This window comes from Chroococcidiopsis sp., assembly GCF_051657925.1.
Classification (GTDB): Bacteria; Cyanobacteriota; Cyanobacteriia; order Cyanobacteriales; family Chroococcidiopsidaceae; genus Chroococcidiopsis.
On sequence record NZ_JBOFLP010000050.1, the window covers coordinates 1 to 22,675 of the forward strand.

Annotated in this window: 24 protein-coding genes, 1 tRNA gene and 1 pseudogene; 18 read left to right on the top strand and 8 right to left on the bottom strand. The window is 45.6% G+C overall.

Annotated elements, in window-relative coordinates; all coding sequences use genetic code 11:
• Positions 1-478: 478 nt before the first annotated feature.
• The 6 genes from ACRC32_RS03775 to ACRC32_RS03800 all read left to right on the top strand — a co-directional run bounded on the left by ACRC32_RS03775 (position 479) and on the right by ACRC32_RS03800 (position 9,118).
• Positions 479-1,492 (top strand): iron ABC transporter substrate-binding protein, encoded by a 1,014-nt coding sequence (locus tag ACRC32_RS03775; protein WP_438552759.1) that lies wholly within the window; start codon positions 479-481, stop codon positions 1,490-1,492.
• Complete coding sequence (locus tag ACRC32_RS03780) at positions 1,492-3,165, top strand: ABC transporter permease (protein WP_438552721.1); 1,674 nt, start codon at positions 1,492-1,494, stop codon at positions 3,163-3,165. The genes ACRC32_RS03775 and ACRC32_RS03780 overlap by 1 nt, the downstream gene beginning before the upstream one ends.
• 83 nt (positions 3,166-3,248) lie before the next feature.
• Positions 3,249-3,980 (top strand): COG4280 domain-containing protein, encoded by a 732-nt coding sequence (locus ACRC32_RS03785; protein WP_438552722.1) that lies wholly within the window; start codon positions 3,249-3,251, stop codon positions 3,978-3,980.
• A gap of 270 nt (positions 3,981-4,250) precedes the next feature.
• Positions 4,251-5,564, top strand: coding sequence for an RNA-guided endonuclease InsQ/TnpB family protein (locus ACRC32_RS03790; protein WP_438552760.1), 1,314 nt, complete (start codon positions 4,251-4,253; stop codon positions 5,562-5,564).
• A 107-nt stretch (positions 5,565-5,671) separates the two neighbouring features.
• Complete coding sequence (locus tag ACRC32_RS03795) at positions 5,672-8,800, top strand: bifunctional YncE family protein/alkaline phosphatase family protein (RefSeq protein WP_438552723.1); 3,129 nt, start codon at positions 5,672-5,674, stop codon at positions 8,798-8,800.
• 156 nt (positions 8,801-8,956) lie between these two features.
• Positions 8,957-9,118, top strand: a complete 162-nt coding sequence (locus ACRC32_RS03800; RefSeq protein WP_438552724.1) for a hypothetical protein — start codon at positions 8,957-8,959, stop codon at positions 9,116-9,118.
• Positions 9,119-9,151: 33 nt separating this feature from the next.
• Here ACRC32_RS03800 and ACRC32_RS03805 read toward each other — a convergent pair whose 3' ends face one another.
• The gene (locus ACRC32_RS03805; protein WP_438552725.1) at positions 9,152-9,880 is read right to left on the bottom strand and encodes a GDSL-type esterase/lipase family protein; all 729 of its coding nucleotides are present in this window, start codon (positions 9,878-9,880) and stop codon (positions 9,152-9,154) included.
• Positions 9,810-10,079 (bottom strand): hypothetical protein, encoded by a 270-nt coding sequence (locus ACRC32_RS03810; protein ID WP_438552726.1) that lies wholly within the window; start codon positions 10,077-10,079, stop codon positions 9,810-9,812. The genes ACRC32_RS03805 and ACRC32_RS03810 overlap by 71 nt, the downstream gene beginning before the upstream one ends.
• Positions 10,080-10,142: 63 nt before the next feature.
• On the opposite strand from ACRC32_RS03810, the gene ACRC32_RS03815 reads away from it, so the two are divergent.
• The 4 genes and pseudogenes from ACRC32_RS03815 (at position 10,143) to ACRC32_RS03830 (ending at position 14,582) form a co-directional block, all read left to right on the top strand.
• Complete coding sequence (locus ACRC32_RS03815; RefSeq protein ID WP_438552727.1) at positions 10,143-10,931, top strand: M48 family metallopeptidase; 789 nt, start codon at positions 10,143-10,145, stop codon at positions 10,929-10,931.
• A gap of 171 nt (positions 10,932-11,102) precedes the next feature.
• Positions 11,103-12,722, top strand: coding sequence for an alpha-amylase family protein (locus ACRC32_RS03820; protein WP_438552761.1), 1,620 nt, complete (start codon positions 11,103-11,105; stop codon positions 12,720-12,722).
• Between the two features lie 87 nt (positions 12,723-12,809).
• Positions 12,810-13,801 (top strand): annotated as a pseudogene (locus ACRC32_RS03825) (TIGR03885 family FMN-dependent LLM class oxidoreductase).
• A 181-nt stretch (positions 13,802-13,982) separates the two neighbouring features.
• Positions 13,983-14,582, top strand: a complete 600-nt coding sequence (locus tag ACRC32_RS03830; protein ID WP_438552762.1) for a GUN4 domain-containing protein — start codon at positions 13,983-13,985, stop codon at positions 14,580-14,582.
• Here the strand turns inward: ACRC32_RS03830 and ACRC32_RS03835 are convergent.
• Together ACRC32_RS03835 and ACRC32_RS03840 are read right to left on the bottom strand one after the other, a co-directional pair.
• Positions 14,579-14,728, bottom strand: a complete 150-nt coding sequence (locus ACRC32_RS03835) for a hypothetical protein (RefSeq protein ID WP_317110345.1) — start codon at positions 14,726-14,728, stop codon at positions 14,579-14,581. The two genes, ACRC32_RS03830 and ACRC32_RS03835, sit on opposite strands and share 4 nt — an antisense overlap.
• Before the next feature lie 11 nt (positions 14,729-14,739).
• Complete coding sequence (locus ACRC32_RS03840; RefSeq protein ID WP_438552728.1) at positions 14,740-14,979, bottom strand: hypothetical protein; 240 nt, start codon at positions 14,977-14,979, stop codon at positions 14,740-14,742.
• A 353-nt stretch (positions 14,980-15,332) separates the two neighbouring features.
• On the opposite strand from ACRC32_RS03840, the gene glpK reads away from it, so the two are divergent.
• From glpK to ACRC32_RS03855, 3 genes are all read left to right on the top strand, one after another.
• On the top strand, positions 15,333-16,841 hold the full coding sequence (gene glpK, locus ACRC32_RS03845) for a glycerol kinase GlpK (RefSeq protein ID WP_438552729.1): 1,509 nt from the start codon (positions 15,333-15,335) through the stop codon (positions 16,839-16,841).
• An 88-nt stretch (positions 16,842-16,929) separates the two neighbouring features.
• Positions 16,930-17,286 (top strand): DOPA 4,5-dioxygenase family protein, encoded by a 357-nt coding sequence (locus tag ACRC32_RS03850; RefSeq protein WP_438552730.1) that lies wholly within the window; start codon positions 16,930-16,932, stop codon positions 17,284-17,286.
• A 111-nt stretch (positions 17,287-17,397) separates the two neighbouring features.
• The gene (locus ACRC32_RS03855; RefSeq protein WP_438552731.1) at positions 17,398-18,054 is read left to right on the top strand and encodes a cadmium resistance transporter; all 657 of its coding nucleotides are present in this window, start codon (positions 17,398-17,400) and stop codon (positions 18,052-18,054) included.
• Between the two features lie 21 nt (positions 18,055-18,075).
• On the opposite strand, the gene pyrE is transcribed toward ACRC32_RS03855, so the two are convergent.
• Positions 18,076-18,651: an orotate phosphoribosyltransferase gene (gene pyrE, locus ACRC32_RS03860; RefSeq protein ID WP_438552732.1), complete on the bottom strand. Its 576-nt coding sequence runs from the start codon at positions 18,649-18,651 to the stop codon at positions 18,076-18,078.
• Positions 18,652-18,654: 3 nt separating this feature from the next.
• Between pyrE and ACRC32_RS03865 the strand changes: the two genes are divergently transcribed.
• The gene (locus tag ACRC32_RS03865) at positions 18,655-18,786 is read left to right on the top strand and encodes a hypothetical protein (protein ID WP_438552733.1); all 132 of its coding nucleotides are present in this window, start codon (positions 18,655-18,657) and stop codon (positions 18,784-18,786) included.
• A 78-nt stretch (positions 18,787-18,864) separates the two neighbouring features.
• Positions 18,865-19,230: a hypothetical protein gene (locus tag ACRC32_RS03870; RefSeq protein WP_438552734.1), complete on the top strand. Its 366-nt coding sequence runs from the start codon at positions 18,865-18,867 to the stop codon at positions 19,228-19,230.
• A 151-nt stretch (positions 19,231-19,381) separates the two neighbouring features.
• On the opposite strand, the gene ACRC32_RS03875 is transcribed toward ACRC32_RS03870, so the two are convergent.
• Positions 19,382-19,454: transfer RNA gene (locus ACRC32_RS03875), tRNA-Ile, on the bottom strand.
• A 146-nt stretch (positions 19,455-19,600) separates the two neighbouring features.
• Between ACRC32_RS03875 and ACRC32_RS03880 the strand changes: the two genes are divergently transcribed.
• Positions 19,601-20,323 carry a hypothetical protein gene (locus ACRC32_RS03880; RefSeq protein ID WP_438552735.1) on the top strand — a complete coding sequence of 241 codons (723 nt, stop codon included), beginning with the start codon at positions 19,601-19,603 and terminating at the stop codon, positions 20,321-20,323.
• A gap of 43 nt (positions 20,324-20,366) precedes the next feature.
• Here ACRC32_RS03880 and ACRC32_RS03885 read toward each other — a convergent pair whose 3' ends face one another.
• The gene (locus tag ACRC32_RS03885; protein WP_438552736.1) at positions 20,367-20,504 is read right to left on the bottom strand and encodes a hypothetical protein; all 138 of its coding nucleotides are present in this window, start codon (positions 20,502-20,504) and stop codon (positions 20,367-20,369) included.
• On the opposite strand from ACRC32_RS03885, the gene ACRC32_RS03890 reads away from it, so the two are divergent.
• Complete coding sequence (locus ACRC32_RS03890; RefSeq protein ID WP_438552737.1) at positions 20,494-21,831, top strand: hemolysin family protein; 1,338 nt, start codon at positions 20,494-20,496, stop codon at positions 21,829-21,831. The genes ACRC32_RS03885 and ACRC32_RS03890 overlap by 11 nt on opposite strands.
• 35 nt (positions 21,832-21,866) lie before the next feature.
• A complete protein-coding gene (locus ACRC32_RS03895; RefSeq protein ID WP_438552738.1) occupies positions 21,867-21,998 on the top strand; it encodes a hypothetical protein in 132 nt (43 codons plus the stop codon).
• Here ACRC32_RS03895 and queC read toward each other — a convergent pair.
• The gene (gene queC, locus ACRC32_RS03900) at positions 21,959-22,672 is read right to left on the bottom strand and encodes a 7-cyano-7-deazaguanine synthase QueC (protein ID WP_438552739.1); all 714 of its coding nucleotides are present in this window, start codon (positions 22,670-22,672) and stop codon (positions 21,959-21,961) included. The genes ACRC32_RS03895 and queC overlap by 40 nt on opposite strands.
• Positions 22,673-22,675: the final 3 nt, after the last annotated feature.

Below are 22,675 nucleotides of genomic sequence, written 5' to 3' on the forward strand. Positions count from 1 at the left end.
CTACGTTGACATCGTAGAGGTCACTGGTTCGAATCCAGTTACGTCCATTCCTCGAAACCCTCTCTAGCAGAGGGTTTTGTCGTTTCTATCCTTTGCAGTTGAACCGAACCCATTCTCAATAAGCAACGCTAAACACGAATAGCGATCGCGGTGGCGATCGATTTCTTGAAAAATTGCCAGCAGATATTGAAATGTAGCGCTTATCTACTAACCAATAACCAAACCTTAACCCGCTCTAATTCGCAGCGTAACCTGTTTTTTCTAGAGTTTCTACATGGTTCATCGTGCGATTTTTTACAAACTTTATTTGATTCGCATACAGGCAGCAGCCAAGAGCCTTACTAAGATGACATTTTCCCTTTTTGAATTTTAACTTTTGACTTGCTTAGTAGGCGTGTTAAGAGCGCGATGACGATCGCACGGGCAACCAATAAATAGCTTGAGGAATAAAAGCGCGATCGCATTTTCAGGGAGGTTAATGGTGGCAATGCAAATGAGGCAAGTCTCAGCAGTAATTGCTGCGGTATTTGTGGCGTGGGGAATAACGCTATCCGCTACAGCTCAACAGCAGAAGAAGCTAACTGTTTACTCAGGACGGGAAGAGAAAATTATGGCTCCCCTGATCGAGAAAGCACAGAAAGCTTTGAATATGGATATAGAAGTCCGTTACGGGGATTCGACTTCTTTAGCGATCGCCCTAATTGAAGAAGGCAAAAATAGCCCTGCTGACATATTTTACGCCCAAGATGCAGGTTCCTTGGGGGCTGTCGCGAAAGAAAATTTGACTCAGAAACTGCCTAACCAACTATTACAAAAAGTAGAACCACAGTTTCGTTCCTCTACAGGACAATGGGTAGGTATTTCTGGAAGGGCGCGGGTAATTGATTACAACACCAAACTTGTGAAACCTGGCGAACTTCCCGGTTCTGTAATGCAACTTACCGATCCCAAATGGCGCGATAAAGTTGGTTGGTCGCCAACCAATGGTTCGTTCCAATCTTTTGTCAGTGCTATGCGAATTATGGAAGGCGATCGCCAAACCCTAGAATGGTTAAAAGCGATGAAAGCCAATGGTGCGAAAACTTACGATGGGAACTCGGCGATCGTCGAAGCTTTGGGACGAGGAGAGATTGCTTTAGGCTTAGTCAACAATTACTATCTCTATCGCTTTACCAAAGACGATCCTAACTTTCCTGTAGCAATCCACCACACGCAGGGCGATGCGGGAGCGTTAATTAATGCCGCAGGCGTAGCAGTGTTGCAAACGACCGACCAAAAAAACGATGCCCAGAAGTTTGTTGCTTATCTGCTCAGTCAAGAAGCGCAACAATTTTTGACGCAACAATTTTACGAGTATCCGCTTGTAGGGGGAATTCCAGTCTCCCAAAAACAAGTTCCCCTACAACAGCTGCAACCTCCCAAGATCGATCTCAGCCAATTATCCGACTTGAAAGGAACGCTGGGATTACTTCAGGAGGCGGGATTGTTGTGATGAGGGGGGAGTCGGGAGTGGGGAGTCGGGAGTGGGGAAATACGGTAGCTCAAAAGCCGCCGTTGATGCTTGTTGGTCTGGCGATCGCGATTGCGATCGCTGTCTTGATGCCTTTGACTTATCTCGTCATCCGCACGGCTGGCGTTGGCGAGGAAAAGTTGTTAACTCTCGTCTCTCGTCCGCGCACGTTGCAAGTCTTGCTCAATAGCGCCATTTTAGCGATCGCAACTCCGATCTTAACGGCAGCAATCGCCGTTCCCCTTGCTTTTCTGACTTGGCGGACAGATTTACCCTGGCGGAGATTTTGGCTTGTCGCTACGACTTTACCCCTAGCAGTTCCCGATTATGTCTGTAGTTTTGCCTTGATTGCCGCTTTTGGACCTAAAGGTAGTTGGTTGCAGTTGTTGCTTGAACCTTTGGGAATACAAGAATTACCTCAGATCTACGGTTGGGGTGGAACGCTGCTAGCACTGACGCTACTCACCTATCCTTATATGTTGCTGGGTATCTGGGCGGGATTGCAAGGCATTCACCCAGCCCAAGAAGAAGCGGCTCGGAGTTTGGGATATAGCCAATTCAAGACATTTTGGCGCGTCACTTTACCTCAGTTGCGTCCGTCCCTGTTAGCAGGCGGCGCGATCGTCGCGATGTATGCCTTGCAAGATTTTGGAGCAACTACAGTTATGCGATTTGATGCCTTTACTCGGGCAATCTACATTTTGTATCGTTACACCTTCGATCGCCACCAAGCGGCAACTTTGGCTTTGATGCTAGCGGTTTTGGTTCTCCTGCTGTTATGGCTGGAAGCTCAAGCGCGATCGAGGGCTGCGTACTACAGCCAAGCTACAACTTACCACCATTCGCATCCAGTTGTGCATTTGCGTGTTTGGAAACTTCCTGCTCTGATCTTTTGTTGTGTTGTAGTCAGCCTTGGCTTAATATTACCCCTCGCTGTCACCTTATTCTGGCTGTGGCGCGGTTGGCTTGGTAGTGGGTTGTCGGAAGTTGCTTCTCTGCAAAAGTTGCTGGAATTGGCGTGGCACTCGATTTTTGCTGCCGGACTAGCAGCAGTAGTTGCAACCGCCTGCGCTTTACCCGTAGCAGTCCTCTCCGTGCGATTTCCCAATCGTCTCACCACGGCGATCGAGCGTTGTACGTACATCGGCTTTGGCTTACCAGGAATTGTTATTGCTCTATCTTTAGTCTTTTGGGGAGCAAATTATTTACCTTGGTTGTACCAAACATTACCCATGCTGGTGTTTGCTTATTTAGTCATGTTTCTTTCTCAGTCAGTTGGTACTGTCCGCAGTTCCTTACTTCAGATTACTCCTCAATTAGAAGAATCAGCCCGCAGTTTAGGTAAAAACCCCTGGCAAACCTTCACGGCAATTACATTTCCCTTGTTACGTCCAGGCGTATTAAGTGGGGCATTGTTAGTGTTTTTGACAGCAATTAAAGAATTGCCAACAACGCTATTACTCGCTCCCATTGGTTTTAACACTTTAGCCGTACATATTTGGAAAGCAACTGAAAATGTCTCTTACAGCGACGCTGCGGCTGCCTCTTTAGTAATGCTAGTAGTTTCTATAGGCTCGACGTTACTATTGTTGTCTCAAACCAGTTGGAGAGAACTAATTACTGAAAACCCTATTTTAATTAAGGAAGTAGATTAGTGGAAAAGTCAAAAGTTAAAAGTCAAAAGTCAAAATGAGAATTGGCTCACAACTGATAACTGATAACTGATAACTGAAAAAACATGAATTGGGAAATATTTCTAGGAAGTTTTGCCGGAGCTGTAATTGAGTTCGTTGAAATTTTGGGAGTCGCGATCGTTGTTGGTAGGGTGGCAGGTTGGCATAATGCGCTGCTGGGGACGATTGGCGGAATTAGTCTAACAGCGATCGCCTCCCTGATTTTAGGCAAAAGTCTGACGCTCATTCCTCTCGATTTGCTCAAAATTGTCGCGGGAGGATTTTTAATCGCCTTTGGACAAAAATGGACGCGATCGGTGGTGCGATATTATGGTGGCATCCTCAAACCAAAAGATGACGAAGACGAACAGTTAAAGCAACAACTACAGGTAGAAGTATCTTCGGGTTGGAATTGGTTGGCGATCGTCACGACTTTTAAGAGTGCGCTGCTGGAAACTTTAGAAGTTGCAATGGCGATTGTGGCGCTTGGCGTAGCGGCAGGAAAATGGTTAGATGCGATCGCGGGAGCGGGAACTGCGGGATTGGGATTACTCGGTTTTGCTTTTCTGCTACGCCATCCCCTAACTCAAATTCCCGTGAAGCTAATGAAATTTTTCGCCGCCATGTTGTTGATGGGATTTGGCATTTACTGGTTAGGGGAAGGACTCGATTTTCACTGGTATACGGGTAGCTTGGCAATGCTGTGGTTGCCTTTAGTTTGGGGTCTACTGATGGTTGCTGCGGCTTCAATTCTACGCTGGCGGATGGGATTGCAGAAAGAAGAAGCGATCGGATAAAATCTCACGCAAAGATGCAAAGTCGCCAAGATTGCTTTGCGTCTTAGCGTCTTTGCGCGATCGAAATCCATATTTGTGCTATTTTGCTAACTTTTCAACTTCAACCGCAAGGAGTCCCACGCCATAACGGTACTCCGTTTGGTGCTGCGGACGCGAATAATGCGGGAAGCATAGCTACACCGCATTTTCGCTCAGGAATTGCGGACAAGGACTTGGCTTCAGTACGAGTTTCACGATATTTTGTTAATTAGGAATCTCGTGAAAGTCTTAATGTTACAGGTCATCACAGCTAAGCTAAAACTAGAAGCAAGTTCCGAACAGAAAGAACTGTTGCGGGAAGTTTCTTTGGCTTATCGGGATGCCTTAAACTATACTTCACAGATTAATTTTGAGAATGGTAAATCGTCTAACGGAACCAAAATACAAAAGTTGGTTTACAGAGATTTACGCACCGAATTTAACCTTCCTTCCCAGATGGCTTGTAATGTACCTCGACAAGTTGGTGCAACTTACAAAGGGCTACTGACTAAGTTGAAACAAAATGAAGAAGCTATTAGGAGTGGGAAAACCAAGAAAAGGTTTAAGGGATTAGATGAAGCTCCTAAATTTATTTCTAGGACTTGCAATCTCAACTACTTAAGAGATTTTACATTTAAACCGAATCAACAGGTCAGTGTCATTACCCTACAAGGACGAATCACGGTTAATTACTTTGGATACAACAAGCATCTGGAGTTAATTAAGAGTGGTTGCAAAATAGGGGGAGCCAAAATCTACTACTCGCGCGTCACTAAGACTTATTATTTATTGGTGAGTCTAGAGCTGGAGTTGCCAGAACTAGAAGCTGTAAGCCTAAGCAGGGTCGTAGGTGTGGACGTTGGTAGAAGATTTTTGGCTGTGACCACAGACTTTTCAAATAAGACACAGTTCTTTTCTGGGAAGGAGACCATACACAAGGCAAATCAATACCAAAGAGCAAGAAAAACTCTACAGCGGAAAGGCACTCGGAGTGCTACTAGAAGATTGAAACTAGTATCGGGAAGAGAGAGACGGTTTACCGCTAATGTCAACCACAAAATTAGTAAGCGCATAGTTACGCCTGGTACTTTGTTCGGTTTAGAAGACTTGACTCATATTAGAGATAGAACTCACCCAAAGAAGAAAGGTAAAAAAGCATCAACCAAACAAAGAAAAGCGAATAGAAAACAAGCCAAATGGTCGTTTGCAGAACTACATTCATTTATTGACTACAAGGCAGTTTTTGTTGGAAGTCTGGCAATTAAAGTCGATGCCAACTATACCAGTAAAGGATGTCCTAAGTGCGGTCATATTAGTGATAACAATAGACCCAACAAAGGACTAACTTTTAGGTGTGAATGTTGTAACTTTGACCTTCACGCTGATTTAGTGGGAGCGAGAAATATAACACTAAGGACGATTCTTTCTCGGCAAGACTGGGAAAGAACGGGTGTTTTGTCAGTGCGCCCTGATGCGTCGAGCCGTGAAGCCTCATCTGAGCGTCTTTCTAGGTACTCTGAATTGAGGTGGAGTTCAGATGCAAGCCCGCGCTATAGCGAAGCTTAGCGTCGGGTAATTGACAATCGTAGAGTAACCTTACCTTAGTTTTCTCTTAATGAGCTAGTAGGAGTATTAAAAGTATCAGCCACAAAAATGCTTGTTAAGGCAATTCTATGGAAACTTTCAAGCGTAAACGATACTATTTTCTCCTCAGCTTTGTAGTAGCAGCAGCAATATTTTTAGTCAGTCTGCCTTCAATGACTGCAAGTATCGCCCGCACTACTCTCCCTGTTGGGGATATTGAGGGTGGAGCCATATTACCTACAGGTCAAGTGGTGACACCTACAGCCGCTCCAGGCTCTACTTTTACCAACCTCGATACCGAACGACGTTCGGATGATAATGACGATGCAGCTCAAGCTGTAACGACTGCTCTCAGTCCAGATGGTAAAACTCTATTAGTTCTGACTAGCGGCTATAACCAAAACTTTCAAGATGAAAAAACCGGAGAGTTTTTCACTTATCCAGTTTTAGACCCGCAAACAGGACAACCAGGTAGTCCAATTACAGATCCAGACACAGGGGAACAAACCCAAGCAATTACTCGCAAAGCCGAATGGGTTTTCGTGTTTGATGTGAGTGGTGGTAGCTTGGTCAAGAAGCAGCAGATTAATATTCCTAACACTTATATCGGTCTAACTTGGGGTGCTGATAGCAAGCATTTCTATGTCTCGGCTGGCGCTGATGACCGAGTTTATGTTTACGCTCAAGAAAGCGATCGCTACGTCCCAAATGCTCCTTTTATCCTACTAGGACACAACTCGAATCAAACTGCACCCTTCTCTGGCTATGATGGTGGGTTGTTAGAGGGTAGCGACGCGGAAACTGCGGCAGAAGCAGTCGAACAATCTGTGGCAACAGGGGCAAATGTAGCGGGAATTGCTACTAGTGCCGATGGCAAAACTTTGGTAGCAGCTAATTTCCAGAACGATTCGATTTCAATTGTCGATACCGATACTCGGAAGGTTCTTCAAGAAGTTAGATTGTTTGTACCAGGACAACAGGAAGCTACCGGAGAATTTCCCTACGATGTTGCAATTAAGAACACAAAACAGGGTGCGGCTGCTAAGGCTTTTGTCAGCAGTCAGCGCGATAACGAAGTGTTGGCGGTGGACATTGCGACTCAGGGAGTTACGCGGATTCCAGTAGGCAACCAGCCGAACAAAATTCTGCTTTCGGCTGATGAAAGTTTGTTGTTCGTTGCTAACGGTAATAGCGACACGGTTTCGGTTATTGATACAAATCGCGATCGCGTCGTCCATACTATTTCTCTGTCTCGTCCTAAGGAGCGGTATAAAGGCGCTAACCCTAACTCTTTAGCATTAAGTCCAGACGGTCAAACTCTCTACGTCACTTTGGGCGTTGAAAATGCTGTGGCTGTAGTAGACTTGCGCTACCGCAAAGGACAAGGAAACGCCATCTCTAGCCGCGTGGTAGGACGCATCCCGACTGGGTGGTATCCCAACTCTGTGAGTGTCAGCCAAGACGGTAAAACTCTTTACGTCGTCAACGCCAAAGACAACGCTGGTCCCAATCCTTCAAATCCTTCCAGCAGCACTAATCCGTTGAATATCCGTACAACTCAGGCGGGAATAGCCCGTAACACTACGTTTAGAAATGAGTACAACTGGGCGCTAGAAAAAGCTGGGATTGCAGTAATTCCAGTCCCGAATCGCCGTACCCTAGCAGCTCTTTCCCAACAGGTTGATATTAATAATGGTTTTGACCATCGCGGTCAAGACCCAATGATGGCTTTTCTGCAAACTAAAATTAAGCACGTCATCTACGTAGTCAAAGAAAATCGTACCTACGACCAAGTACTAGGGGATTTATCAATTGGCAATGGCGATCCGGCGCTAACTGTATTTCCTCAGCCTGTCTCTCCCAATCATCACCAACTTTCTCTCGGCTTTGCCACATTTGACAATTTCTACGACACTGGCGAATCGAGCGGTGTAGGCTGGAGTTGGTCTACATACGCTCGGACTACAGACTACACGGAAAAGGCACAATCGGTTAATTACGGTAATGGCGGCGATACTAACGGTACTACCTACGACTATGAGGGAACTAACCGCAATATCAATCTAGCTCTGCCGCAAACTGCATCTAATCCTGCACCCCTGAACGTGCGAGTAACGGGACTGCTAGATCCTGACGGTAGCTCTTCGATTTTGCCTGGGTTGGCAGACATTAGCGCCCCAGAAGGAGACGGCGAACTTGACTCTGATGCTGTGGGTGGTTATCTATGGGATGCTGCATTACGGGCTGGCAAAACAGTACGCAATTACGGTTTCTTCATTGACCTTGCATATTACAACACCAGTTCCGCTCAGGTTGACCCAACCCAACCCGATCCAAATAATCCATTCTACATCCCGATCTCGCCAACGCCTTTCACTAGCAAGATCCCGCAAGCACCAGTTACCAAAAGAGTGCTGCAAGACAAAACTGATATTTACTTTCGAGGATACGACCAGAAGCACCCAGATATTTGGCTGTACAACGAGTGGGCGCGAGACGTTGACGAATACATCAAGCAGAATCGCGATCTGCCTAATTTATCGTTAGTACGCATACATCACGATCACTTTGGCAACTTTAATAACGCTGTAGCTGGACTCAATACACCCCAGTTGCAAATGGCTGATAATGATTATGCCGTGGGCTTGCTGGTAGAAAAAATTTCCAAGTCCCCTTACTGGAAGGATACGGCAATAGTAGTCATTGAAGATGACTCCCAGAACGGACCGGATCACGTTGACGGTCACAGGTCATTGGCTTACATCATTTCGCCTTACACTAAGCGCGGCGCGTTGGTCAGCACGAACTACAATACAGTGAGCATTCTGCGGACGATCGAGGATCTGTTAGGTATCGACTACTTAGCCATAACTGATGCTAATGCCCAACCGATGTCCGATGCTTTCACCAGACAACCCGATCTTACGCCTTATACCGCGATCGTGCCTGGTAACTTGTGCCAGACTCCGGTAGATCCGAATTTAGTACCAGCTTGTAGCGATCCTAATGCAGTCAAGACAGCAGCAATTCCTTTGCGGCAAAATAAGCAGTGGTGGGCAGAAAAGACTAAAGGCTTTTTCTTTGCTGTAGAAGATAAGCTCGATCCAGAGAAATTCAACCGCATTCTCTGGGCAGGGGTAAAAGGGGACGTTCCTTATCCTACAGAGCGCATTCGTGCAGATTTAAGGCAAAATCGCGCCCAATTACTAGCGAAATAAAGAGATCCCTCCAACCCCCCTTTTTTCAAGGGGGGCAACACTAGCGCAATGGCTGCGAGCTGGCTCGCCATCTCGAGGAGTTAACGCTCAAGCTCCAGCAATGATTTTCTCAGACACCGCTAATCCGACTGATACCAGGTAGGCAGTTCCTTCGCAGTGCGCCTGCAATCACTATCGAATTTTCGGATCGCATTAAACAATTCAGCAAATTTGTTGAATTGTTTAAGGCTTTACCAAACCCGCATTGGGATGCGATCGCCCCATACGCGCCTTTGCGTTGACGTAGAAGTGGGTAGTTGGACTTGCTCTGAAGTTTAGGTGAAGGTAGCGTATTTACGATTAGTTTATCTGTTATACATACTTTTCTATAACATGCTTCCAAATCGAGTAAGCTTGACCGTTTAAATGCACTCCATCTAGCGTATAACATTCCTTGAGTTGATGCTGTTCGTCTGAGAGATAAGAATATAAATCGATATAGGTGAGTGAAGATTCTGTTGCTAGTTTTTGGAGAGCAGAATTCAATTGTAAGATCTCGCGATCGCTAACATTCAAACTAGATTTAGCCCGATTAATTGGCAACACACTTTGAATAAATACTTCCGTATTAGGACTGCGATCGCAAATCTCAACAATAATCTTTTGATAATCTACCAAAATTTCTACTGCCGATTGCTGGTAATGAATAAAATTGTTAATTCCAATCATTATGAAAATTTTGGCTGGCTGAGAACTCACAATGTCCTCAAGACGATTTAACACTCCCATAGTAGTATCGCCAGAGATGCCGCGATTTTTAACATGAGGATTTTCTAACAACTCAGACCATTCGCATTCATCAGTGATACTATCTCCCAAAAACACAATATCTGAATTGCATATTGGTGCAAGTTGGAATTGACTAACTCTTTGCAAGTAATAGACCGGATTGGCAACTTGAAGACGAAGGCGATCGCGTTGTTTTTGAAGCTTTGAAAATTTGAGCCGTAAATAAGAAATACCACCTTTTCTAGCAATAAATAATGTTGTCAACACTAAACCTAGAACATTTAAGCCGAGAGAAAAAAATAAAATTTTCATTGGGAATTGGTTGACGGTTGACAGTAAACGCTGCGCTACACTGCGTGAAGATAGTTGACAGTTGCTCTTTCTCCTTCAGCTCCCTCAGCTCCCTCAGCTCCCTCAGCTCCCTCAGCTCCCTGCTCCCTGCTCCCTGCTCCCTGCTCCCTGATTCAAAAACTCTATAAGTAGTAGGATGACACTGAGACAAGAAAACCACAAAATCTACCAATAGTGACAAAGAGGCGATCGGTAGTGCTAAGTTGCTTGGAGGTTTGGTACGGTGGCTGTTTCTTCCAATTCGCGTACGATTGAGACTTCTAAATCTGCTCGTCGTACTTGGTATTATCCAGTACTTGGCTCGATAGCTGCATTAAGTGTTAGTGTAGGTACTCCCGAAGTAGCCTTATCGGTTCCGTGGGCAGAATTATTCCAGCAAGGAGCGCAAGTCATCCAACTCTACAGGATTTCTGACCGAGATGAAGTAGAGTTAGGCAAGCAAATTAACCAACAACTCCTTAGCACTCAATTTCAACCCGTGCGCGATCGCACCTTGAATAGCAAAGTCAATCGTATCGGTCAAAAATTAGCTCAAACTAGCTCTCGTCCCGATATTCCCTATACCTTTCAAGTGGTACAGGATAAAAGCATCAATGCTTTTGCCACCGCTGGGGGTTTTGTTTACGTTACCACAGGCTTACTAGAAGCCGTAGACAACGAAGCACAACTTGCTGGCGTGTTGGCTCACGAAATCGGACATATTGCGGCGCGTCATACAGTAGAGCAAATGCGACAAACTGCGATCGCTCAAGGTTTAGTAAATGCGGCGGGAGTCGATCGCAACAAAGTCGTAGCCTTGGGAGTTGAACTCGGCGTGCGCCGTCCGCGCAGCCGTCAAGCAGAATTTGAAGCAGATCGGCTGGGATTTGAGAATATGCAACGAGCTGGCTACGACCAAAATCAGATGATTGCCTTTCTAGAAAAATTACGCAGCCAATCTTCAGTACCAGCCTTTTTGAGTACCCACCCAGCCACCAGCGATCGCATTGCCAGACTCCAAGGCGACGATTGACAGTGACCAGTGACCAGTGACCAGTTACCAATTACCAATTACCAAAACAACTAACACCCGACTCCCGTACGGGCGGGTTTAGCAAAAGAATCATGGTTGATGGCAATCGATCTTCGCTCAAAACCCGCCCCTACGACTCCCGACTCCCAATCCTTCACTACTCACTTCATCATGCAAAACCTTTGGTACAAAAACGCGATTGTCTATTCTCTCGATGTCGAGACATTTATGGACTCGGACGGCGATGGAGTGGGTGATTTCCCAGGATTGACCCAAAAGTTAGATTATCTTGCAGGGTTGGGAATCACTTGTTTGTGGTTGTTACCTTTTTATCCCTCGCCTAACCGCGATAACGGCTACGATGTGATGGACTATTACAGCGTCGATCCTCGGTTGGGGACGTTGGGTGATTTTGTCGAGTTCATGCACAAGGCGCGAGAACGGGGAATTAGAGTCATAGTCGATCTTGTCGTCAACCATACATCGATCGCACATCCTTGGTTTCAAGCTGCAAGGAGCGATCGCAACTCCAAATATCGCGATTATTATGTATGGTCGGACAATCCCCCGCCAGCCGATCCCAAGCACATTGCTTTTCCCGATGTTGAAGATAGCCTTTGGGATTATGACGAGCAAGCAGGAGCGTATTACCTGCATCATTTCTACAAAGAACAGCCAGATTTAAATATTGCCAACCCAGCAGTGAGGGAAGAAATTTGTAAAATCATGGGCTTTTGGTTGGAGTTGGGGGTTTCTGGCTTTCGGATTGATGCTGCGCCTTTTTTAATTATGGGAATTGGCATTCCCGAGGCAAAGGCGGAAGACTTAGAAGGGTTTTTGATCGACATGCGAGCGTTTCTCGTCTCGCGGCGAGCTGATGCGGTTTTACTTGCTGAAGCTAATGTCGATGCAGACCAAATTCCCGTATATTTTGGCAATGGTGACAAAATGCAATTGCTATTCAGCTTCCTGTTGAACCAGCATATGTTTTTGGCATTGGCGCGACAAGATGCGGCGGCTCTGATTGACGGACTCAAGACTCTACCCGACGCTCAGCGTAGCTGTCAATGGCTCAATTTCGTCCGCCACCACGACGAATTAACGCTCGATCGCCTTAACGAATCCGAAATCCAAGAAATCTTTCAAGCTTTTGCTCCCGAAGAAAATATGCAGATGTGGGGGCGAGGAATTCGGCGCAGGCTACCACCCATGTTTGGGGGCGATCGCCAGCGAATAGAACTAGTCTACAGTCTGTTATTAACTCTACCAGGTACGCCAATGCTGCGTTATGGCGAAGAAATTGGTATGGGTGACGATCTCTCTTTAGAGGGTCGCGGCAGCGTTCGCACGGTGATGCAATGGTCAAGTAGAGCAAATGGTGGGTTCTCGTCTGCACCAGCAGACAAATTAGCGCGTCCTGCGATCGCCAAAGGAGAATACGGCTACCAAAAACTCAACGTGACTTTCCAACAGCGCGACCCTAATTCAATTCTCAGTTGGATGGAACGGGCGATCCGCACCCGCAAGCAGTATCCAGAATTTGGCTCTGGTAAGTGGGAAATTATCGCTACAGAGGAACCAAGCGTATTTGCTCACAGTTCTCAACAGAATGGAAATACAGTTATTGCCGTTCATAATCTATCCGCACAATCATGCACTGTTAGCTTGAAATCGGCAGAATACCCGCATCTATTGGATGTATTTAGCGATCGCTTCTACGAACAAATGGATTGTAATTCTAAAGAGATCGAAATTTCTGGCTACGGCTATCGTTGGTTCCAGTTACAGTGACCAGTTATCAGTTATTAGGGAGCAGGGAGCAGTTATCAGTGACCAGTGACCAATGACCAATGACAAATGACAAATGACAAATGACCAATGACCAAAATCGGATATCACGCTTCCCACGAACAATTCAAGCCCAGTGAATTGTTGCAATACGTGCAAATAGCTCAACAAGCAGGCTTCACCCATGCTCTTTCCTCCGACCATTTTCACCCTTGGAGCGAACAACAAGGTCAAAGCGGTTTTGCTTGGTCTTGGTTGGGTGCGGCGATGCAAGCGACTCCTGAATTGAATTATCGCGTGGTCTGCGCCCCAGGACAGCGCTACCATCCAGCAATTATCGCTCAGGCGGCGGCTACATTAGCAGAAATGTTTCCTCAGCGTTTTTGGATAACTGTAGGTAGCGGTCAGGCACTTAATGAGAGCATTACAGGCGATAAGTGGTTGTGTAAAAGCGTAGACGCAAAGCGGCTTGTCATCAGACATCGCAATACTCGCTTAAAAGAATGCGTCGATATTATGCGTGCTTTGTGGCGCGGAGAAATCGTGACTCATAAAGGTTTAGTTTGCGTTGAGGAAGCAAAACTTTATTCGCGTCCCGAAACGCCCCCTTAATTATCGGTGCTGCTGTGACGGCTCAAACTGCTGAGTGGTTGGGAAGTTGGGCAGATGGGTTAATTACAATTTCTCGTCCACCAGAGAAACTCAAACAAGTCGTCGATGCCTTTCGTCGGGGTGGGGGAGAAGGTAAACCCATGCTTCTGAAAGTCCAGCTATCCTACGATCGCACTGAAGATCTGGCACGACAAAAAGCTCATCAGCAGTGGCGCAATAATATTTTCAAAAATATTCTCATGACCGAACTGCGATCGCCCCAGCAATTTGATGCAGCTGGAGAGTTTGTCAAACCGGAAGAAATGAACGAACACGTCCGCATCTCTGCTGAGCCGCAGCAACATATAGAATGGTTGCAGCAAGATGTAGAGTTGGGATTTGATGAATTGCTGTTGCACAACGTCAACTACGAACAGCAACAATTCATTCAGGTATTTGGCGAGAAAGTGTTACCCGTGTTTGGTAATTAAATTTATCTATAAATCATCACTTTTAGCTTTAAATTTTCGTCAATCTATAGAAAGATATAGAAAACTCATTTGACTGCCTTAGCAACCCTCGTTGTAAGTCGTAAGTCGTAAGTCGTAAGTCACAACAAGCACCAATGACCAATGACCAATGACCAATAACAACCTAATTGTGAGGTTTTCTATGTCTAGCGAAATTAAGGAATCGGAAGCGATCGCCCGTTTAGCGATAATGGAAGCACAACTTCAGCAGATGACTCAAATGCTATCAAATTTGAGCGATCGCCTAGCTCTGACGGAAGACAATTTTCTGCTAGTGGCTGATGTCTACCGCTACAAAAAGCTACAAGAATTGCTAGCTGCCGGAAATTTTCATGCAGCAGACTGGGAAACGATTCGCCTCATTCAAGCTGTGACGGGAGAGTTAGAACTAGAATCCATTACCCCGGAACAAATCAGAAGTTTTCCCTGTAACGAACTACAAGTTATCGATAATCTGTGGCGCAAATATAGTAACGGTCGCTTTGGCTTTAGTATCCAAACGCGAATTTATCAAAGTATTGGCGGCTCTATAGAAACTACAATTAACCAAGATTATCAAATCATCGAGTCCTTTGGCGATCGCGTGGGCTGGCGATCGAATCGTAAATGGCTCAAATGCGACGATCTTGACTATACCCTCACAGCACCCATTGGTTGCCATCCTTCTCGCTGGTGGAATTCTCCCTTTGGGGCAAAAATGACCAACTATTTTTTCAATCGGTTAATCACCTGCCAGCTTTAACCGTGCTTTCTCATTCCTTTGGACAAATAAGCGAGCAAGAATACAGCGATCCCAGCCATCCCCAAGTACGAGTAGGATGTAGCGAATGTTGCTGCTGTACCAATTGCCAGCAAGCCGATTAAGCCAAATTTTAGTTTAGGGGGCATACTCGATCTTACTACTCCGTCTCTCGATCTCTTTCTGCCTTGAGTTGGCGAACGCACTCTTGTCCCAACCCCACAGCTAAACCTACGCTAGCACTAATCAAAACATATCTGTTTTGCATTCCTTCATAATGTTTCCCCTCAAACCTCAACTGATTAAAGTCACGTTGACCGATTCTCGCCGCAGCTAGACCAATGACTGCACCGATTGCGGCAGTTACCACGCCTGAAAAGATAATTGCTCTGAAGTTCATGGGAGAGTGGTGATTGGTAGTTGGTGCTTAGTAGTTGGGTAGTGCGCGCTCACTGATAACTGATAACTTTGTACAGACGTTATATGTAACGTCTCTGATAACTGATATTTGTATTTTGTCAAGATCGCTGCACGTCATGCCAAAAAGTGACAAGATAATTCATAATTTAGAATTTGTCATTCGATAACCGATCGCTGATAACTGACTCATGTACGGGCAGGTATGAAGTGAAGAATATTGCTCTAGCCATGAAGTTTGGCTAAGGAGCGCCCCTACAATAACTGATAACTGGATAACTTTGTAGAGACGTTACATGTAACATCTCTACACTGATAACTGATAACTGATAACTGATGCAATACATTCTAGGATTAGATCTAGGCACGACAGGGAATCGAGCAATTTTATTCGATGCTGAAGGTGCGATCGCCGGTCAAGCCTATAAAGAACTGACGCAATATTATCCCCAACCTGGCTATTTAGAACACGATCCAGAAGAGATTTGGCAGGATACTTATACTTGTATACAACAAGTTTTCAAACAAACAGGTATTTCAGCAAGTGCGATCGCGGCAATTGGGTTATCGGTGCAGCGAGAAACCTGTTTGTTGTGGGATAAGACAACAGGTAAACCCTTGCATAAAGCAATTGTCTGGCAAGATCGGCGTACCGCGTCTATGTGTCGGCAATTACAAGCAAAAGGACAAGCAAAAACAATTCAAGAACGGACTGGATTGATTGTCGATGCCTACTTTTCGGCAACTAAATTTGCGTGGTTGCTCGATTGGGTACGGAATCAAAATATAAATTTGGATAATATTCTGGCTGGAACGATCGACACTTGGATCTTATGGAAATTAACAGATGGCAAGGTTCACGCTACCGATCGGAGTAATGCCAGCCGCACGATGTTGATGAATCTAGCGCAGGGAACTTGGGACTCGCAACTACTCGATTTATTTCAGATTCCCGATCGCATCATGCCGCAAATTCAGCCTAGTTTGGGCATGTTTGGCGAAACCGATCCGCAACTACTGGGAGAAGCAATTCCGATCGCAGCGGTATTTGGCGATCAACAGGCGGCGCTATTTGCCCACGGGTGCGATCGCCCTGGTATGGTGAAATGTACGTATGGGACGGGATGTTTTTTAATTGCCCATACAGGTGAAGAACTGACGCGATCGCATCACCAGTTATTGTCAACTGTTGCCTGGACGCAAGTTTTAGCAAACGGAAAAACGGCGACGAGTTACGCTTTAGAAGCGGCTATGTTTACGACAGGTGCCTGCATTCAGTGGTTGCGAGATGGTTTGAAGCTGATCGATTCAGCCGCCGAAACCGAACACCTGGCGCGTCAAGTTACAGATAATAACGGCGTTTACTTCGTCCCAGCATTAAGTGGATTGGGTGCGCCTCGGTGGGATATGAGCGCCAGGGGTGCTTTTCTAGGAATTACAGGCGGCGTACAGCGCGAACACATGGTTAGAGCCGTTTTAGAAGCGATCGCCTATCAGGTAAAAGAGGCGATCGAGGCGATGAATCGAGACTCTAGCAAAGCGATCGAAGTGTTAAAAGTTGACGGGGGTGCTTGTCAAAATGACTTTTTAATGCAGTTCCAAGCCGATGCACTCGGAATTCCGATCGAGCGTCCAGTCGTTTTAGAAGCAACGGCTCAAGGTGCAGCCTTTGGTGCTGGATTGGCGATCGGTTATTGGACTGATTATCAAAAGTTGTGTCGCAGTCGGAAAATCGACCGAATTTTTGAGCCAGGAACGGGGGCAATTCAAGCACAAGAAAATTTTTACACTTGGCTTAAAGCTGTTAACCGCGCTCAGCATTGGGTTGATGAATCTCTTCTCTGAGTTTATGCTCTTATTTGCTGTTGCGATCTTTGAGCGATCCCACCTCTGATTTTTCAACTAGTGTTAAGTATGAGTGGAGCGAAAAGCGATGCCAGAAGATACAAACGAAATAGCAGATTTTCACGCTCATGTCTATTACGATTGCCAAAGTCGCGAAGTAGCGGCGCGTGTACGTGAAGAATTGAGTACAAAATTCGATGTGAGGCTTGGGCGCTGGCATGACAATCCTATTGGTCCCCATCCCAAACCTATGTATCAAGTTGCCTTTTTACCAGAACAATTTGGTGCGATTGTTTCCTGGTTAATGTTGCATCGTCAAGGATTGGATATTTTAGTCCATCCAACAACAGGTAATGATGTTGCAGACCATACAAACCATGCCCTATGGTTGGGAGAAAAGTTAGAGCTAAATATAGAATTTCTTCGAGCCATTAAAACGACTTAATTTTAAGGGAAAATACAAATTCTAGAATACAGATAGACTCAAAATAGTCATATTACATTAATCTTATATGCTGACATCTGCCTGTTTCACATCAAACGAATTTGACCAATAATGAGTAGAATTGGCATGGCTATTGCAGAAGGTTTAATCGCCTTTGTCGCAACCAATTTAGATGATATCGTTGTCTTACTATTATTTTTTTCTCAAATCAGTGCCAATTTTCGTCGTCGGCACATCGTGTTTGGTCAGTATCTCGGTTTTGCAGCCATTGTTTTTGCTAGTTTACCAGGTTTTTTTGGTGGTTTAATCGTACCGCGAGAATGGATTGGTTTATTAGGACTCTTACCAATAATAATTGGGGTTAAGCAACTCGTGGATCGCGACACAGAAGCCGCACAAGTACAAACAGTAACCGGTGAGTTTGAAAATTCTAGTTGTCGTAATCCCACATTTTCTTTCTTTTCAAGTCTTTTAAACCCTCAGACTTATAAGGTTGCAGCAGTAACAGTTGCTAATGGTGGCGATAATATTAGTATCTATATTCCGTTATTTGCTGGTAGTCAACTTGCGAGTTTAGGGATAATTCTTGCTGTATTTTTTTCGATGGTAGGAGTTTGGTGTGCGATCGCATATTTATTAACTCGCCAACCTACTATTGCCAATCTGTTAAGTCGCTACGGTCAACCGATAGTTCCTTTCATATTGATCGGCTTAGGTTTATTTATTATGTATGAAAGAGGCACATTCAGGCTAATATTCTCAGCTTAAACTTACCCTAGTTAAACAGTTTTAAGAATTCATTTGCTGATATCGCACTTGAAGCTCCTCAATGGAAAATAATGTCCGAAACTTCAATCCTTGCGCTGCATATAACTCAGCACCACCTTGTTTTCTATCTACCAACGATATAACTTCCTCAACTTTGTACCCCGCCTCTCTCAATCTTTCAACTGCTTTCATTGCCGATTGTCCAGTCGTGACAACATCTTCTAGAACCACAACCAAAGCACCATCTGGTAATACTGGACCTTCAATATATGCTCTCGTACCATGTCCTTTAGTTTCTTTACGAATAATCAAAGCTGGTATGGGACGATTTTCAATCGCAGAAACCACACTCACAGCACTAACAATGGGATCGGCTCCCAGTGTCAATCCTGCCACTGCTTGCGTGTCTGGTGGTAGCAGAGATAATAACAAACGCCCGATCGCCAAAGCACCTTGAGGGTGTAACGTGACTAATTTGCCATTGATGTAATAAGAACTGCGTTGACCGGAAGACAGGACAAAATCACCCTCTTTGTAGGCAAGTTGACAGAATAGATCGAGTAGTTCTTGGCGTAATGCAGTTAAATCGGTTGTCATAATTTGAGGGAGCGCACGAGCAGGGAGCGCACGAGCAGGGAGCAGGGAGCGCACGAGCAGGGAGCAGGGGCAGAGGGAGAAAATATTTCTCACCCTTCGCTCCTCACTCCTCACTCTCCACCGATCGCTGATTGATAAAACGGGGAAGAATAGGCTAAGACTGATGCAACAGTTCAGTATAAGTCAAAATTGCAACAGTATAGAGGACATTCTATGCCCATCAAATTCAACTGCTTCAGTGGTATTTTACTCGCGGTCGGTGTTGTCGCTGGATTTCAAGCTAGCGCGATCGCCCAACCAAGCAACCATACTCTTGCCGATCGCTTTCAACAAACCATGTTCACTAGCAATCCTAATTTCTTCCAAAATCGTTCTTTCGGACGACAATTTGATTGGCTTTTAGGAACCAACGGATTTCCCGACAACGAAATTAATCGCGATGCAAAACGGACTGACGATCTCTACCGCACTGCACTAGAACAGCAAGTCTCTAGCGATCCGGTCATCCGCACGCGCGATCTGCCCAATCCATACAGAACTTCAGTTTTGGAGTCTAATAAGTCTAGTAATCCAAAGTAATTTGCTCGGAAATGGGAGAGCGCTCTCCCATTTCCGCACACAATCATCCTTGACAAGTTAAGAAAGATTCTGTGGCGATCGCCGCTCATTACCAGTAGCCAGTCTGGTAATTTCTGCTTGGTAATTTTTGCTGAGTGTTGACCTTTAGAAATCCAGGGTGCAGGAGTTGAACCTGCCTAAGGCGAATTATGAGTTCGCTGCCTCAACCGCTCGGCCAACCCTGGAGGAGTTTATATTGTAACTTAGATTGTCAAGGTAAACTGTTTAGTCTCAATACTTAATATCGCCACAAGACATATAGTACATAATTTACATAACCACAATGATATAACTAGCTCATTCGTTAGCAAAAAACTGGTGTAAGGAGTCAATGCTCTGGATTAAGCGAGCATCATTAAGAAAAGTCAATTCAACCGTCGCCCTGACGTTGATCTTATTGCTTCTGATGTTGATCGGGGGTTATATAAGTGCAATCTGGGGATATGCGATTGGACATGAAGCGATCGAGGGCGTAAATCAACCCGATTCTCGTCCCGCCGGGAAAATCGGATTTCGCAAAAATAAGTCTCAACAGCAGCAAGGCGTAGTGATGCTCAAAGAAGCCGATGTCTTAGCTGCCGTAAAAGCTAGAATTGACGGCAAAGGAAAAAAAGCCAAGCCGGAGAAGCCGTTAATTGAAAATCCGCAGAACGACAAGCGATCGTCTACAAAATCAAAGTTGGTTGCTGAGAGCAAGTCTCCTCAGCCTGGATTTCCGATGATTCATAAAACTGAAGGAGTATCATTAGAAATTGCATCTGCACGTTTTTCTGGCGGGGCATTACAGTTGAAGATGAACTTCAAAAACGAAGGAGATAGAACCGTGAGGTTTCTATCTAGCTTTTTAGACGTAACCAACGAACGAGGACAGACACTCAGCGCCAACACGGAAGGCTTTCCTAAGGAATTACCAGCTAACGGCACAACTGTTGCCAGCACGCTCAGCATTTCCACTGCTCTACTTGACAATGTACAGAAAATTTCTTTACATCTGACCGATTATCCCGAACAGCGATTGCAGTTACAAATGTTAAATATTCCTGTAGTTAGGTAAATAACGGGACAAGGGGACAAGGGAGAAGTCAAAATTCACGCATTCAAAATTCAAAACTTCCCGACTCCCTGCTCTCTGCTCTCTGCTCCCTGCTCCCTCCATCAAAGATGAGTGCTTTCCCTCCCCTGAATTGGGCAGATATTTGGCTCAGATTGTTATCTGTGCTGTTGTTGATTGCCATTAATGCTTTTTTTGTCACGGCTGAGTTTTCCCTTGTTTCCGTGAGGCGATCGCGGATTTATCAGTTGGTAGAAGCGGGAGACTGGCAAGCGCTGACAGTACAATCGCTACAACGCAGTCTCGATCGCGTCCTCTCTACTACCCAACTCGGGATCACTCTTTCTAGTCTTGCCTTGGGTTGGATTGGCGAGAGTACGATGGGCGTACTGGTTGCTGCTTGGTTAGAGCAGTTACCTCTACCTGCGGGAGAGCGGGCTTTTATTACCCATGCGATCTCCATTTCAGTTGCTTTTTTTCTAGTTGCCTACTTGCAAATCGTGCTGGGAGAATTGTGTCCCAAGTCAGTCGCGCTGCTCTACTCCGAGCAACTGGCGCGATTGTTGGGTTCACCCCTCAAAGCGATCGCCCGCTTTTTTACGCCCTTTGTCTGGATTCTCAACCAATCCACGCGCTTTCTGCTGCGTTTGGTGGGTATTCAATACACGGGACAAGCTTGGAGACCACCAGTTACTCCCGAAGAATTACAACTGATTATTTCTACCGAGCGAGAATCGACTGGCTTAGAGGCAGAAGAACGAGCGCTACTGAATAATATTTTTGAATTCGGTACGGTCAAAGTTGGGGCAGTCATGGTACAGCGTCCGCAAATTATTGCTTTATCCATGAACGCCACGTTGCAAACTCTGTTGCAAGCAGTTGCAGCTACGGGACACTCTCGCTACCCCATTATTGGTAAATCGTTGGATGAAGTACGGGGCATTATTCACCTCAAAGACCTAGCAGAACCACTCGCTCTAGGAAAAATTTCCCTATCAACAGAAATTTATCCCTGGGTGCGTCCTGCCCAATTTGTACCGGAACACACCTCACTAGGCGAACTTCTGCCCATCATGCAGCAAAGCCTGAGACATTCCATCCGTTCGGAACCAGCCACGATTATAGTTGTCAATGAGTTTGGCGGAACCGTAGGACTAGTCACGCTACAAGATTTAATTGCCGAGATTATTGGCGATGCAGGGGCGATAGAAAGCACCGATGAGCTGTTGATCCAGAGTTTGGACGACAGAACATACTTGGTACAGGCACAAATGAACTTAGAAGACCTCAACAAGTTATTGAATTTAGATTTACCTCTGAGACAAGATTATCAGACCTTGGGAGGATTTATTTTGTATCAACTACAAGAAATCCCCGCCGTCGGCACAACCTTAAATTATCAAAATTTAGAATTTACTATCGTTTCTGTTGAAGGACCCCGCCTTGACGAGATTAAGATTCACCTTTTGAAGGGAGCAGGGAGCAGCGAGCAGGGAGCAGGGGAGAGCTGAGGGAGCAGTTATCAGTGACCAGTGACCAGTGACCAGTGACCAGTGACCAGTTAACAATCCACTACACCCCACACTTCCCACACTTCCCACACCTCCCACACCTCCCACACTTCCCACACCCCATTCTTCACTGCTCCCTGCTCGCTGCTCGCTGCTCCCTCCTATAAGGCAAAGGATCTTCCAGCCCTAGAGCAGCAAATGCAGCTAGGCGCAAACGGCATGAGTCACAAACGCCGCAAGCAAGTTCGTCGCCTGCGTAGCAAGACCAGGTTTTTTCCCAAGGTACGCCCAATCGATCGCCCAGTTGAATAATTTCGGTTTTTTTCAGCTGAATGAGAGGAGCAACAATTGCGATCGCGTTTCCTTCCCGCCCTTGTTTCGTACCTAGACGAAATACATCTTGCATAGCTTGGATGTAATCGGGACGACAATCGGGGTAGCCGGAGTAATCGAGGGCATTTACGCCAATGTAAACGCGGCTGGCATTTAAAGTTTCAGCATAAGCCAGGGCAAAACTCAAAAAGATTGTATTGCGGGCTGGTACGTAGGTAACAGGTATATTTTGCGCCATTTCGTCGAGCGATCGCGCTTGGGGTAAATTGATGCTGTCATCAGTTAAAGCAGAACCGCCCCACTGCCGCAGATCGAAAGATATGAGTTGATGGTCAAGCACTCCAGCCGACCGCGCGATCGTCTTAGCTGCCTCTAATTCTCGGCGATGTCGCTGTTGATAATCAAAAGAAATCGCATAGCAATCATAGCCATCTGCCCTTGCTTGGTATAGCACCGTTGATGAGTCCAATCCCCCAGATAGCAAAATTACGGCTTTGTTATTTGTCATTGG

Coding starts and splice junctions, on each gene's coding strand:
- ACRC32_RS03785 (WP_438552722.1), top strand. CDS start 3,249: ATGAATTGGGAAATATTTCTAGGAAGTTTTGCCGGAGCTGTAATTGAG.
- ACRC32_RS03885 (WP_438552736.1), bottom strand. CDS start 20,504: ATGGCAATCAACAACAGCACAGATAACAATCTGAGCCAAATATCTGCC.
- ACRC32_RS03790 (WP_438552760.1), top strand. CDS start 4,251: ATGTTACAGGTCATCACAGCTAAGCTAAAACTAGAAGCAAGTTCCGAA.
- ACRC32_RS03840 (WP_438552728.1), bottom strand. CDS start 14,979: ATGAACTTCAGAGCAATTATCTTTTCAGGCGTGGTAACTGCCGCAATC.
- glpK (WP_438552729.1), top strand. CDS start 15,333: ATGCAATACATTCTAGGATTAGATCTAGGCACGACAGGGAATCGAGCA.
- ACRC32_RS03880 (WP_438552735.1), top strand. CDS start 19,601: ATGCTCTGGATTAAGCGAGCATCATTAAGAAAAGTCAATTCAACCGTC.
- ACRC32_RS03775 (WP_438552759.1), top strand. CDS start 479: ATGGTGGCAATGCAAATGAGGCAAGTCTCAGCAGTAATTGCTGCGGTA.
- ACRC32_RS03780 (WP_438552721.1), top strand. CDS start 1,492: ATGAGGGGGGAGTCGGGAGTGGGGAGTCGGGAGTGGGGAAATACGGTA.
- queC (WP_438552739.1), bottom strand. CDS start 22,672: ATGACAAATAACAAAGCCGTAATTTTGCTATCTGGGGGATTGGACTCA.
- ACRC32_RS03820 (WP_438552761.1), top strand. CDS start 11,103: ATGCAAAACCTTTGGTACAAAAACGCGATTGTCTATTCTCTCGATGTC.
- ACRC32_RS03830 (WP_438552762.1), top strand. CDS start 13,983: ATGTCTAGCGAAATTAAGGAATCGGAAGCGATCGCCCGTTTAGCGATA.
- ACRC32_RS03805 (WP_438552725.1), bottom strand. CDS start 9,880: ATGAAAATTTTATTTTTTTCTCTCGGCTTAAATGTTCTAGGTTTAGTG.
- ACRC32_RS03855 (WP_438552731.1), top strand. CDS start 17,398: ATGAGTAGAATTGGCATGGCTATTGCAGAAGGTTTAATCGCCTTTGTC.
- ACRC32_RS03835 (WP_317110345.1), bottom strand. CDS start 14,728: ATGCCCCCTAAACTAAAATTTGGCTTAATCGGCTTGCTGGCAATTGGT.
- pyrE (WP_438552732.1), bottom strand. CDS start 18,651: ATGACAACCGATTTAACTGCATTACGCCAAGAACTACTCGATCTATTC.
- ACRC32_RS03795 (WP_438552723.1), top strand. CDS start 5,672: ATGGAAACTTTCAAGCGTAAACGATACTATTTTCTCCTCAGCTTTGTA.
- ACRC32_RS03870 (WP_438552734.1), top strand. CDS start 18,865: ATGCCCATCAAATTCAACTGCTTCAGTGGTATTTTACTCGCGGTCGGT.
- ACRC32_RS03850 (WP_438552730.1), top strand. CDS start 16,930: ATGCCAGAAGATACAAACGAAATAGCAGATTTTCACGCTCATGTCTAT.